This is a genomic window from Bartonella sp. CL71SXKL (assembly GCF_042194935.1).
GTDB lineage: Bacteria > Pseudomonadota > Alphaproteobacteria > Rhizobiales > Rhizobiaceae > Bartonella.
In genome coordinates this window covers 127,561-141,285 of record NZ_JBHINI010000005.1, presented here as the reverse complement: position 1 = coordinate 141,285, position 13,725 = coordinate 127,561, and the positions used below count along the sequence as shown (strand labels likewise).

At 37.3% G+C, this 13,725-nt stretch carries 9 protein-coding genes, 1 tRNA gene and 1 pseudogene; 7 read left to right on the top strand and 4 right to left on the bottom strand.

Annotated elements, in window-relative coordinates; genetic code table 11:
* Positions 1 to 393 precede the first annotated feature (393 nt).
* The 3 genes and pseudogenes from ACFILA_RS04370 (at position 394) to ACFILA_RS04360 (ending at position 1,681) form a co-directional block, all read left to right on the top strand.
* Positions 394 to 1,101, top strand: a pseudogene (locus ACFILA_RS04370) (Rha family transcriptional regulator).
* A gap of 17 nt (positions 1,102 to 1,118) precedes the next feature.
* Positions 1,119 to 1,397, top strand: coding sequence for a hypothetical protein (locus ACFILA_RS04365; RefSeq protein WP_375657627.1), 279 nt, complete (start codon positions 1,119 to 1,121; stop codon positions 1,395 to 1,397).
* Positions 1,398 to 1,477: 80 nt separating this feature from the next.
* On the top strand, positions 1,478 to 1,681 hold the full coding sequence (locus ACFILA_RS04360) for an AlpA family transcriptional regulator (RefSeq protein ID WP_273790351.1): 204 nt from the start codon (positions 1,478 to 1,480) through the stop codon (positions 1,679 to 1,681).
* Between the two features lie 87 nt (positions 1,682 to 1,768).
* Here the strand turns inward: ACFILA_RS04360 and ACFILA_RS04355 are convergent.
* Positions 1,769 to 1,844 (bottom strand) — tRNA-Phe (locus tag ACFILA_RS04355).
* 398 nt (positions 1,845 to 2,242) lie between these two features.
* Between ACFILA_RS04355 and ACFILA_RS04350 the strand changes: the two genes are divergently transcribed.
* The 3 genes from ACFILA_RS04350 (at position 2,243) to ACFILA_RS04340 (ending at position 6,739) form a co-directional block, all read left to right on the top strand.
* On the top strand, positions 2,243 to 3,406 hold the full coding sequence (locus ACFILA_RS04350) for a phosphoserine transaminase (protein ID WP_273790352.1): 1,164 nt from the start codon (positions 2,243 to 2,245) through the stop codon (positions 3,404 to 3,406).
* A gap of 384 nt (positions 3,407 to 3,790) precedes the next feature.
* Positions 3,791 to 5,080, top strand: a complete 1,290-nt coding sequence (locus tag ACFILA_RS04345; RefSeq protein WP_273790353.1) for an adenylosuccinate synthase — start codon at positions 3,791 to 3,793, stop codon at positions 5,078 to 5,080.
* A gap of 237 nt (positions 5,081 to 5,317) precedes the next feature.
* Complete coding sequence (locus tag ACFILA_RS04340; protein WP_375660725.1) at positions 5,318 to 6,739, top strand: hypothetical protein; 1,422 nt, start codon at positions 5,318 to 5,320, stop codon at positions 6,737 to 6,739.
* A gap of 203 nt (positions 6,740 to 6,942) precedes the next feature.
* On the opposite strand, the gene rpoH is transcribed toward ACFILA_RS04340, so the two are convergent.
* The 3 genes from rpoH to ACFILA_RS04325 form a co-directional block, all read right to left on the bottom strand.
* Entirely contained in the window at positions 6,943 to 7,827 is an 885-nt protein-coding gene (gene rpoH / locus ACFILA_RS04335) for an RNA polymerase sigma factor RpoH (RefSeq protein WP_273790355.1), read from the bottom strand.
* A 148-nt stretch (positions 7,828 to 7,975) separates the two neighbouring features.
* Positions 7,976 to 8,980 (bottom strand): RluA family pseudouridine synthase, encoded by a 1,005-nt coding sequence (locus ACFILA_RS04330; RefSeq protein ID WP_375643322.1) that lies wholly within the window; start codon positions 8,978 to 8,980, stop codon positions 7,976 to 7,978.
* A 29-nt stretch (positions 8,981 to 9,009) separates the two neighbouring features.
* A complete protein-coding gene (locus ACFILA_RS04325) occupies positions 9,010 to 10,440 on the bottom strand; it encodes an aldehyde dehydrogenase family protein (RefSeq protein ID WP_273790357.1) in 1,431 nt (476 codons plus the stop codon).
* 460 nt (positions 10,441 to 10,900) lie between these two features.
* Here ACFILA_RS04325 and ACFILA_RS04320 point away from each other — a divergent pair, with 460 nt between their 5' ends.
* On the top strand, positions 10,901 to 13,474 hold the full coding sequence (locus tag ACFILA_RS04320; protein WP_273790358.1) for a DNA translocase FtsK: 2,574 nt from the start codon (positions 10,901 to 10,903) through the stop codon (positions 13,472 to 13,474).
* Positions 13,475 to 13,725 lie beyond the last annotated feature (251 nt).

Genomic DNA, 13,725 nt, shown 5'->3' with positions numbered 1-13,725 from the left:
TCTCAAGAGCTTAAAAGACAAAGCATGCATTAAGAGGAGGTTATTATGATAAAAAAGAAATACGAACTGACTGATGAAATCGATATAGTTTATAAGCGCCGATTTTTTAATTTTTTATTTGACAAAATACTATCAGTATGTCTATTGTCGAATCATGTGCCTAGAAAACACCTTAAAATACCAAGCGGATTGGTTGCCGAAATAATCAGTCTTCTGAACATTAAAGATTTTGACTCATTATATGCTGTAGCATATAACGGTCTTGTCGGGTGTAGTTACACTATACAATACCCTCACGGGAAAGGTGTGACGACGGACTTGGTACCGTGTTTTCTAGCACCCGGCACTCTTTTAGAGTGTCAATAGAAAACCTCTATTACCAAGGAGTTCACAGTGAACACACTTATAGAAATTAAAGAAAGCACTGCTAATAGTGCTACCACTCAGACTATGTCGAGTCGTGAAATTGCAGAATTGTGCAGTAAAAGACATGACCATGTGATGCGCGATATCAAGAAAATGCTTGAAGAACTTAACGCCCCCAAATTTGGGGTGGTTGATTTTAGTGGTTATTACCTTGATAGCAAAGGTGAAAGCCGCCCTTGTTATAACCTCCTTAAACGCGAATGTCTAATTCTTGTTTCTGGTTACAGCACTGCCTTACGAGCAAAAATCATTGACCGGTGGCAAGAATTGGAAAAACAAGTAGCAACACCGCAAATTGACTACTCAAGTCCTCAAGCTATGATTGGCTTTTTAAATCACTTACAAAGTCAAATCGAGCAAAAAGATCATGTTATTTCAGAATTAGCACCCAAAGCAAAGGCTTTGGATGGTTTAAAACGCTCTGATGGTTTGTTTGGTCTTATTGAAGCAGCAAAGATGTTAGAGGTACGACCAAAAGATTAAACAGATTACTTGCGTAAACATGACTGGGTATATCGACGTGCTCCAAGGGCGCCGCTGTTACCTTATCAGGATAAGATCAAGAAAGGATTCATGGATTGTCACGCTATTACCATTCAAAGACCGGATGGTACAGAAAAGGTGCTGCCTTCAACGAAAATCACATCCAGAGGATTGGCTTGTTTGAGAGAATAAATCTTTGGGGGTGTGCAATAAATCCCAGTATCGACTTTTTATGTGATTTGTGGATAGCGTTGTCTCAGTTTGTCAATTGTGAATACGTAGATGACAAAGACTGTAGTGCCTTGGTTGACATCATGAGCGTAGTAGAAAAAGCTTTGATTTTAAAACTTCAAGATGAAATTCCAAATATTACAAAGATTCTAGCAGTTTTAACGGATTTTGGAGATTCAGAGCTGCCCCATAGAATGGATTCTTTGTTGCGAGCTTATGATCCGAGTTTGCAGAAGTCTGTCACGAAAGCGGCTTAGTTTTAAACAATTGATTTCATCTCCTCGTCCTATAAGACGAGGAGGGGATTAATTAACATAAAAAAGAGAAAGGTAATGAGATGATATTTGATGATGGAGATAGATATGTAACGACACGTGAGTGTGCACAGCTTTTTAGTGTATCCACAACAACGATTCGCAATTGGGTGCTTCAGGGTTTGTTTCCGGAGCCATATAAGCTAGGGAGAGCAGTGAGATGGAGAAAAAAAGAGATCTTAGACTTCACTCCAAAGAAAAATAAGGAGCAAATAAGAACAAATTAGGTAAAATTATATAAACTGTAGAAGGTGGTCTGAAAATAGCTATTTAAAGAAAAAAACTATATATTTCAATATTTTAAACACAAAAAGTGGTGCCCAGACGCGGATTCGAACCACGGACACGCGGATTTTCAGTCCGCTGCTCTACCAACTGAGCTATCTGGGCATGCTTCATAAAAAACATAAAGCGTTTGCGGTTATAACATTAAAATTTTCTCTGTCCAGTCATCAAAAGAAAAATAATTGATTTTTTAATAAGTTTATCTCCCTATTCTAGAGCGTTATCAATGAATCTTTATCATAAAATAAATTTGATAGGTATATTGGACACTTTAGTGTATTGTTATTAGAATGCTGTCTTATCGTGGTGGTGATACGAAAAAAAATTAAAAGAATCAATCGAGAAGCATGATTAAGAAAGATTTTTTTATAAAGTTTCCGTGAATTTTAAGCATACGAAATAATAGACAACATTTTTGACTTTTTCTAAAAAGATTGTTGATTAGTCTTTATAATAATTTGTTTTTCTTTATAAAGAAAAAAACATCTAAAAGGGGAGAAATAATGATAATGTTACAAAAACCAAGTAGTCGTCCCAATAATACTAATTTTTCTTCAGGCCCTTGTAGTAAACGGCCTGGTTGGACTCTTGATGTTCTTAAAAATGCAGTAGTTGGGCGTTCACATAGATCTAGAGAAGCAGAATTAAAACTTGCTGAAGTTGTTAATTTAACCCGTGAGATTCTTGAGGTTCCTTCTGATCATCGTATAGGAATTATGCCCGGTTCAGATACCGGTGCTGTTGAGGCTGCTCTATGGTCTCTATTAGGTGAGCGTGGCATTGATATGGCGGCGTGGGAAAGTTTTGGATTTGGGTGGAATAAAGATGTTGTCGAGCAATTAAAGCTTTCTGATGTGCGTCGTTTTGAAGCTCCTTATGGTGAAATACCAGATTTAACACAACTTGACTTTGATCGGGATGTTGTTTTTACATGGAATGGGACAACTTCTGGTGTGCGTATTCCTAATGCGGATTTCATTCCGCATAAACGGGCTGGATTGACCATTTGTGATGCAACATCGGCAGCTTTTGCGCAATATCTTGATTTTTCAAAATTAGATGTTGTTACTTTTTCATGGCAGAAAGTTTTGGGAGGTGAGGCTGCACATGGTATGGTGATTTTAAGTCCTCGTGCTGTTGAGAGGCTTGAGAATCATGTTCCAGCTTGGCCTATGCCTCAACTTTTCTATATGACAAAAAATGGAAAATTGAACGAAGATATTTTTAAAGGAAAGATAATCAATACACCTTCTATGCTTTGTGTTGAGGATTTTCTTGATGGGTTGAAGTGGGCAAAGTCTCTAGGAGGTGCAGCGGCATTAAGAGCACGGGTTGAGAAAAACTTTTCTGTACTTGATGCTTTTGTTCGCAAAACGCCATGGTTAGAATATTTGGCAAAAGATCCTGAAGTGCGTTCTAACACCGCTATTTGTTTAGATATTGTGGATCCAGTGATTACTGCTTTGGATACGGAAAAGCGAGTATCTTTTATAAAAGCGGTTGTGAAACGTCTTGATGAGGAAGGGGTTGCTTATGATATCGGTTCGTATCGCGATGCTCCTCCTGGGCTTCGAATTTGGGCGGGTATAACAATTGAGGCTTCCGATCTTGAAATTTTGACACAATGGCTTGAGTGGGCGTTCCAAGTTGAAAAAGCACAGCTTTAAATAATTACTGGTGATTTTCACAACGTATTTTTAAACAAAAAAGGATACGAGAGATTATGATGATCTTTCGTATTCTTGTATCAGACAGACAGCATCTAAATATTACGTGAATTGTAAAAGATTAAGAGAGAGAATGAATGCTCTGTCAGGTGTTGGATACGCACAAATTAAAATCTCTATTTTTTTTACTTTGTTGTAGCAAAAATAACAGATTTAAAATATTTTGGTATTTGCTTATCTTTATTATCATAAATTTGAAAATTTAATCACTTGAAGATTGAGAAAAATCTGAAATGAAGAGTCGCACTTGCTCTAAGGTTTCGTTATAAAGAAGTGTTTGTTTTTGAATGCTGGTTTTTTTAACCAAACACGACGGAGAAAGTTATGGCCAATGTAGTTGTTGTCGGTACACAATGGGGTGATGAAGGCAAAGGTAAAATTGTAGATTGGTTATCTGAGCGAGCAGATATCGTGGTGAGGTATCAGGGGGGGCATAATGCTGGCCACACATTGGTTGTTGATGGAGTCAGTTATAAATTATCACTTTTACCGTCTGGTTTAGTGCGTGGCAAGTTATCAATTATAGGCAATGGTGTTGTTGTTGACCCTCATCATTTTGTTGCAGAAGTAAAAAAACTATGTGATCAGGGTGTAAAAATCACACCAGAAATTTTGCGTATTGCTGAAAATGCTCCTTTGATTCTTTCTTTGCATCGTGATCTTGATGCAATTCGAGAAAGCGGTTTATCTGGTTTAAAAATTGGTACAACAAAGCGTGGTATTGGACCGGCTTATGAAGATAAGGTGGGACGTCGTGCTATCCGAGTGATGGATTTAGCAGAAAAAGATACACTTATGGCTAAGATTGAGCGGCTTTTGAGGCATCATAATGCTTTGCGTCGTGGGATGGGTGTTGCAGAGATTGATTCTCGAGCACTTTATGATGAATTGATGCAAGTTGCGGATAAAATTTTGCCCTTTATGGATTGTACGTGGCGTCTTTTAGATGAAGGTTATCGAGGAGGGAAACACATTCTTTTTGAAGGTGCGCAAGGTGCTTTATTAGATAATGATTTTGGAACTTATCCTTATGTAACGTCATCTAATACAGTTGCTGGGCAAGCATGTACAGGTTCGGGGATGGGACCTGATGCAATTCATTATGTTTTGGGTATTGCAAAAGCTTATACTACACGCGTTGGAGAAGGGCCGTTCCCGACAGAGCAGATAAATGATATTGGTGAATTTCTAGGAGTGCGTGGACATGAATTTGGTGTTGTAACGGGTCGAAAGCGTCGATGTGGTTGGTTTGATGCTGTCTTAGTACGTCAGATGGTAACAATTTGCGGTGTTCAAGGTATAGCATTGACAAAACTTGATGTTTTAGATGGTTTGGATGAAATAAAAATTTGTATTGGTTATGAGCTTGATGGTAAAAGAATTGATTATTTACCTTCTTCCATGGGAGCTCAGGATCGGGTGAAGCCTGTTTATGCAACATTAGAAGGTTGGAAGGAAGAAACAGCACATGCATTGAGGTGGGAAGATTTACCAGTGCAGGCTATTAAATATATACGCTATATTGAAGAACTGATTAATACAAAAGTGGCTTTATTATCCACAAGTCCAGAGCGTGAAGATACTATTCTTATTACGGATCCCTTTGTTAATTGATTATTATTTTTAGATTTCTATATATGTTCTCTGTGCGTTTTTGTCTCTTTTTACAAAAAAAGTTTTTAAGATCACGTGAGAGAAAGGTGCAAAATAGCATTGTTTATTTTTCATATTCATTTTACATTATTGCGATAGTTGTACCAATATTAAATGGCAATCAATTTAGAAGGCTAAAATAAAGTTTTTTGGCTTTACTATTGATTTTTTCTCAGTTTAAGAGAGATTATAGAGGAAATGGTAGATTTCGTTGGAATCTTAAAAAAGACAATTAATGCACAAAATAATATTACACCACAAGTGCGTAAGCGGATTTATAAGCGTGCTACCGAAACACTAGAACATCAATTTTTAACAGCAAAAATACCACAAGCAATAGCGGATGAACAGAGAAAGATTCTTCAAAGTTCTATTGCAACTGTTGAAGGAGAATATTTAGCAGTTGAAAAGAAGCGGCTTTCTTCAGTTATTGGGTGGAATCCCACAAATATAAATGAAGATAAGAAATATACAAAAAAAACTATATTACCAAAGAATAATGAATTTTCAGAGGTAAATATAAAAAGAAAACAGGATTTTGTTACGCGTTCAAAGGATAACAAGGTATTTGATGAGCTTTGTGTATCAGATATACCAGATGCAGAGCCTGTTAATATGGAGGCTGATGTGCCTTCTCAGCATGTTAATAGCAGTGTGTTAAAGATTTCTCCTTCGCAGGAAGATAATCCGCATATTGTTTCGCACATTTTTTCTCAGGCTTTACGTCGTGCTAATAAATCGTTAGTGCAAAGGCGTATTGTAATAAGTGCTGTTTCTGTTGTTAGTTTTGTTGTTTTAATTGTTGGTATTTTTTTTGTTGGTGAGCGTGTATTTGTATCAAATGATCATCAGTTTTTAGAAGAAAATCTTCAAGCTTCTCACAGAGTACCAAAGGCATTTCCAATTAAGAGAAAGTTAACACAACGCTTATTAGAGGATGGAAGTGAAATTGATGTTGGTTTAAAACAAGCGATAGATTCTTCGGATGAAGAAGTACTCTCAACAGTTGTTGATAGCAATTTGCAATCGCTTGAAAAATCAGGTGAAGCTGTTTTCTATCAAGCACGTACAAATTATGATGCAGAAAAGATAGCAACGGGAAGTGCTCGCTGGACGCTTATAAAAGAATCTCAAGTGAAGGGGGCTCCAGAAGAAACAACTATACAAGGTGATATAACAATTCCTGATGAAGGGGTATCATTACGGTTAATTTTACGTCGTAATACCGATCAGTCATTTCCTGCTGCATATATTATGGACCTTATTTTTATTCTTTCGGATAAATTTTCAGGTAAAGCTATAAGCAATGTTCAAGCATTAACCTTTAAAGCAAGTGAACAATCCATTGGACAGGCTTTAACAAGAACTATTGCTGCAAAGATTAACGATGACTTTTTTCTTGTCGCATTGAGTGGAAATCATCCATTTCTTGATCGAAATTTACAATTGATGCGAGAATTAGATTGGATGCGTTTGGTGTTAACGGATAAAAACGGGCGTATAAGTGAATTAACCTTTGCAAAAGGACCAACAGGTAAGTCTATTTTTAATGAAGTTATTGGACAATGGCTTGCACAACAAGATAAGTTAACAGTTCTTGGTCAAAAAAATAAAACATAGATGCAAAAAAATAAACGGCTGTGAAGAATTTTCTACGACCGTCTTTATCAATTATATACCAAATATATTCAATAAAGCTTTACATATCAATAACTTAAAGAATTCGATAGGCTAATTTACAAGTATAAAGCCAAGGCATGCTTTTTTTCATTTTCACATTTAAAGAATGTGCAAACCATTGGCTTTATACTTAACTCTAGGTTTTATACTTGACTTTGAGATAAAGTAGAATCTTTGATAGAGTTTTGCACTTTTTCAAATGCACGCATTTCAATTTGTCTTACTCGTTCTCGACTAATATTAAATTCACCAGAGAGTTCTTCTAGGGTTAGTGGTACATCGTTTAAACGACGCGCTTTAAATATACGCTTTTCGCGTTCATTGAGATTGTCCATGGCATTTATGAGCATGGAACGGCGATTTTCTAATTCACTTTTTTCAATTAAAATTTGTTCTTGATCGTTAGATTCATCCACCAACCAATCTTGCAACTCACTGTTTTCCCCTTCTTTTGTTCGAATTGGTGCGTTGAGTGAAGTATCACCACCAAGCCTACGATTCATTGATACAACTTCATCTTCTGTGACATTCAACTGGATTGCAATTTTTTTCACTTGTTCTGCATTGAGATCGCCACTATCAAGTGCTTGAAGTTTACTTTTTAACTTACGAAGGTTGAAAAACAAACGCTTTTGATTAGCTGTTGTCCCCATTTTCACCAAACTCCAAGAGCGCAATACATATTCTTGGATTGATGCTTTAATCCACCATATTGCATAGGTTGCAAGACGAAAACCCCGCTCTGGTTCGAAACGTTTAACAGCTTGCATGAGTCCAACATTGCCTTCTGAAATGACTTCCCCAATGGGAAGTCCGTAGCCCCGATATCCCATCGCGATTTTAGCTACGAGACGCAAATGGCTGGTTACTAGCCTATGCGCAGCTTTTAGATCATTATGCTCACGGTAACGCTGAGCTAACATATATTCTTCTTTTGGCTCAAGCATTGGAAAACGACGCACTTCTTCCAAGTAACGGTTTAAACCACCATCACCTGTCATTACTGATAATAAATTCATATGGGCCATATAGCACCCTCCTTTTGTTTGAATTCCCTGATAAGGCAAATTCTATGTTTTAGATAGCTAACTATCCTCATAATCTCACTCTAGCATATTTTTCAATTTTGTTCAAAAAAAGATATTTTATTGTGAAATCTTGAGAAGGGGAAAAGTTTCAATTCATTTTTTTAAAAAGTTTAATAAGTTTAGCCATATCTTGAGGCAGTGGTGCGGAAAACGACATAACTTTACCGGTAGAAGGATGTTCAAAAGTAAGACTTGCAGCATGGAGTGCATGTCGGTTGAATTGATCGATTGCATTTCTAATAGTGGGGTTGAATATGTTTGATTTTGTTTTAAAAGCGTTTCCATAAACTGTATCGCCTATGAGTGGATGCCCCATATGAGTCATATGAACACGGATTTGATGGGTGCGTCCAGTTTCCAAGCGACATTCCAGAAGGCTAGCAAAAGATGTTGAGTCTGCATGAGAGCCATATTTTTCAAGCAGAGAAACATGTGTAACAGCATGACGAGCATAAGGGTTTTGGTTATGGATGACAGCTTGCTTTGTCCGGTTATGGGGCGAACGGCCAAGTGATGCATCAATTGTCCAGACATTGCGCTGAGGTGTTCCCCAAATCAAGGCATGGTAGCGTCGATCTAATGCGCAGGTACGTCCATGATCAGAAAATTGAGCACTGAGACTTTTATGAGCTAGATCATTTTTTGCAACAACCATAACACCGCTTGTATTTTTATCAAGACGATGGACAATGCCAGGGCGTTTAACACCACCTATACCAGATAAACTATTCCCACAGTGGTAAATAAGGGCATTAACCAATGTACCGGTCCAATTGCCATTCCCAGGATGAACAACAAGACCAGCTGGTTTGTTAATAACAATGACATGATCATCTTCAAAAAGAATGTCCAATGCAATGGCTTCAGCGCTAGGTTCTGCATCACGAAGGTCAGGCATTTCCAATTCAATTATTTGGTTAGGTTTTAATTTTGTTTTTGGTTCCTTTATGAATTGACCATCAATTTTAAGACAGCCTTCACGGATGAGGGTTTGCAAACGCGAACGCGAGAGCACATCATGATATTGTTTTGCGAGCCACTGATCAAGACGTTGCCCAAGAGCACCTTCATCCGTTATTTTCTGTATTACCATACGATTCCTATTAAGTTTTTAATAAGATTTTACCAGTACGAAATTGCTTTACTATCGAGAAATTCTTTAATTCCCCAATGTCCTCCTTCACGAGCGCGCCCAGAAAATTTTACACCTCCAAAGTAGCTTCCACTGGGTAATCCATGTCCATTAACTTCTACCATACCAGAGCGTACTTGTGCCGCAATACGACGACATTTGTTGCGATCTTGCGATTGAATATAGTTTGTAAGACCATACTCAGTCTCATTCGCTAAAGCGACGGCTTCTTCTTCTGTACTAAAAGAAAGAATCGAGAGAACTGGACCAAAGATTTCTTCTTTAAAAATACGCATATGAGGTTTTACATCAGCAAAGACTGTTGGACGGACATAATAACCGCGTTCCATTCCTTTTGGTAAACCAGTCCCGCCTGCAACAAGAGTTGCACCTTCATCAATTCCCGATTGGATAAGATCTTGAATTTTATCATATTGTTTTTTTGAAACGACAGGTCCAATATGATTTCCTTCTTGGCAGTTTGGTCCTACTTTTGTTGTTTCTGCAATATCTTTGGCTATTTTTATGGCTTTGTCATAGATGCTCTGTTCCACAAGCATACGAGTCGGTGCATTACAACTTTGTCCACTATTATAAAAGCAATGTCGTGCACCACGTTGAATAGCATCTGAGTCGGCATCAGCAAAGATAATATTCGCTCCTTTTCCACCAAGTTCCAGACAGACTCTTTTTAAAGTAGCGCTGGCATTTTTAGAAATATCTTTTCCTGCTCTAGTTGAACCAGTAAAGCTGATCATTTCTAAATCTGGATGTGCAGAGAGGTAAGAGCCGACAGTCGCACCATCACCATTGATTAAATTAAAAACACCGGCTGGAAGTGCGGCTTCATCTAAAAATTCAGCAAAAAGCATAGCAGAAAGAGGCGCAATTTCAGAGGGCTTTAACACCATGGTACAGCCAGCCAAGAGAGCAGGAATAACTTTAAGAGTTACTTGATTCATGGGCCAATTCCATGGCGTAATTAATCCTACGACGCCGATAGGATCGTAGTGAAGGATTGCTTGCTCATTTCCCTTTATTAAAGTTTCTTGGAACGAAAACTCTTTATAAGCTTCGATAAAATTGCGAATATGGGAACTTCCGGTTGCAGTTTGCGCATTAAGCGCCATATCAATCGGTGCTCCCATTTCCATTGAAATGGTTTTTGCCATGTCTTTGGAACGTTTTTCGTAGATCTCTAGAATTTTTTCAACAAATCCAAGACGCTCATTTGGTGACGTTGTTTTCCATTTTTGAAACGCTTCTTTAGCCGCATTAATTGCTTTATCGGCATCTTTTGTACTTCCAAGGCTAATGACAGCACAAGCCTCCTCTGTTGATGGATTAATGACGTCAAAATCGTGAGGAATGCTTGGCTCATCCCATAGACCATTGATATAAAATTTCCGTTTATTAAACATAATTCACTCCCTTTTTTCTATTTGTATTTATGTAATTATGATTGTCTTAGTCTAAGCCTTTTTAAACGAGGATAACAAGGGTAATCTTATAAAAACGCGAGAAATTAGATTATATCGTGATAATTGAGCATGGAGAATTCAATAGAGCAATGCTCATTGTATTATTGAGACTAGTTTCTCTTATGCAAAGGGAGAGAAAGAGAGGCATAGACAATTTTCTTGAAGCTTTTTTATCATGAAGTTTTCTTCAAAACAAATGAAATACGAGCTCTATGACACCATAAACTGAGCAATTTATATCGTAAATATGCAAAAGGCAGATTATGAATATGTATTATGGCATTATTTTTTTCATTAAAAAGTAACCATCAGCAAAAGGTTATTAACCTTCGTATGATAGTTTCTACGAATTCTTTTTGAAAAGGTTATTTTTCTCATTGCTATAAATTTGTTGGGTGCCATGCATAATTCGAAAACAAAATCTATTTCTACGTCTTCTTTTTCTGATGATAGTACGGAAGGTGCATCAAGAGAAGATTTATCTGTTAAGATTACTGAGATATTTCCTTATCCGGAAGTGTGGAAAAAGGCATTTGCCCTCGGAAAAAACGTCCGTTTCACGAGAACCCCAGAAGTTGAGATTTTGCGTCGTCGTATAGAAACAGATCCAGTTTTTGCAAAACAGTTTAAAATTTTTACGAAGCAAGATCAAAAAAAAATTACAGATACAGATATTGTACGTTGTAACAAGAAAACAACCAATATTCTTTCGACAAAAAAAGTCATTAATCCTCAATCAATAGAGAATAAAACATCAGTTTGTCATTCAACGGTTCTGAAGCAGTTGTCACGACAAGCTATTCATATGCCGTCAGCAAATATTCCACTTGAGGAGGATGAACAAGAACGTAAATTACAAGTGGAAAATGTGCTACAAAAAATAAAACCTGCTTTGCATCTTTCCGATGATGCATTTTTTGAGTGTGAATCTTTGATATTTGAACATGTGGAGACTCAAACTTCAAAAGAGGATGGAATATCAATTGATACGACAAATGAAATTACACCGGATATTCCCACAGCCTTTGATGAGTCAATAACGGCTCTTTACCGTGTTCTTGAATACCGCTTTCCACAACTCTATGATTCAATTACATCAGAATCTCCAGCGGAAAGGATGCGAGGCGTTGAGAAAATTTCTGATTTAATGCATACAAATAATGATACTACTAAAGAGAGTCATTCTAAGCTTTCTGTTGAAGATTCTGCTCATACGTTAAGTAATACAGGGGCGTTAAGCGATGCAGGGGCGAGTATAGAGACTGAAAATAGCAATAATACTGTCGCCAATAATACTGTTGATTGTATAAACAAAGCCGTCACAAAGAATTCAAAAGATTTTTCTGTGATGCAAGCAAACAGTAAAACTAAAACATTGCAATCTACTCGTATGCCATTAGGTAATTATGATTCTGCTTTTATGCAAAATATTCAATCTATTGACTGTGATGTTTATGAATTTCCTCCGATCAACTTATTACAGGAACCTGTTTTTCATGAAGGTACGATGATTCCTCAAGAAACATTAGAACGTGGTGCTGGACTTTTGGAAAGTGTTTTGGAAGATTTTGGCATTAAGGGTGAAGTTATCCATGTTCATCCAGGGCCAGTGGTAACAATGTATGAATTTGAACCCGCCGCGGGCGTAAAGTCATCGCGCGTTATTAATCTTTCTGATGATATTGCGCGTTCTATGTCTGCTATTTCTACACGCGTTGCTGTAATTCCTGGACGTAATGTTATCGGGATTGAGTTACCCAATGCGGTTCGTGAAACCGTTTATTTACGGGAATTAATCCAAACACGTTCTTTTCGTGAAAGTGAATTTAAACTTGCTCTTGCTTTGGGGAAGGGGATTAATGGTGAACCGGTCATTGCAGAATTAGCAAAAATGCCTCATTTATTGGTTGCAGGAACAACAGGATCAGGCAAGTCTGTTGCAATTAATACAATGATTTTGTCGATTCTTTATCGTATGACACCAAAGCAGTGTCGTTTGATCATGGTTGATCCTAAAATGTTAGAGCTTTCTGTTTATGATGGCATTCCACATCTTTTAACACCCGTTGTCACAGATCCCAAAAAAGCAGTAACAGCTTTAAAATGGGCGGTTCGTGAAATGGAAGAGCGTTATCGCAAAATGGCTAAGTTGGGTGTGCGTAATATTGATGGTTTTAATGCACGCGTTGCACTTGCAGCTCAAAAAGGCGAAACGATCATGTGTACTGTTCAGTCGGGTTTTGATAAGGAAACAGGGGAAATGCTTTATCATGAAGAAGCCATGGATCTCACGCAGCTTCCTTATATTGTTGTGATTGTTGATGAGATGGCTGATCTTATGATGGTGGCAGGGAAAGAGATAGAGAATGCCATTCAGCGCTTAGCGCAAATGGCGCGTGCGGCAGGTATTCATCTTATTATGGCAACGCAACGTCCTTCTGTTGATGTTATCACCGGTACAATTAAAGCAAACTTTCCTACCCGCATTTCTTTTCAAGTAACGTCAAAAATTGATAGTCGTACGATCTTGGGTGAACAAGGTGCTGAAACGCTTTTAGGTCAGGGGGATATGCTTCATATGGCTGGTGGTGGACGCATTGTGCGCGTTCATGGACCTTTTGTCTCAGATGAAGAAGTTGAATCCATCGTTGCACATCTTAAAATGCAAGGAAAACCTGATTATTTGGCAACGGTAACGGATAATGAAGACGATAACAAAGAGGATACTTCTGCTGATTCAGCGGCTGAAATTTCTGAGGAAGAAAATTTTGATGAAGAGGGTGAGGAACTTTATAACCAAGCTGTAAAAATTGTTATGCGTGATAAAAAATGTTCAACATCTTATATTCAGCGCCGACTTTCAATCGGCTATAATAAAGCAGCTTCTCTCGTCGAGCGGATGGAAGAAAAAGGCATTGTTGGAGCCGCTAATCATGTTGGAAAACGTGAAATTTTACTCAATGAAGGAAAATAAACAAACGCATTTAAAAATATGCAATTTTTTAAATATCTGACAGTTATTATTTAAATGTGCTTGTTTTATTTTTTTATATAATATTAAAAATTTAAATGGAGAGTAATAAAGCAAAAGCGATCTTTTGTATTAAGACTTCTGATGAGGTAAACAAGCTGATATCAAAGGAGATTATGAGATATTTTAACATTTCTAAATGATCTGGAATATAAAGAAATTAAACAAATCTTTATATGAAGACAGATAATTTG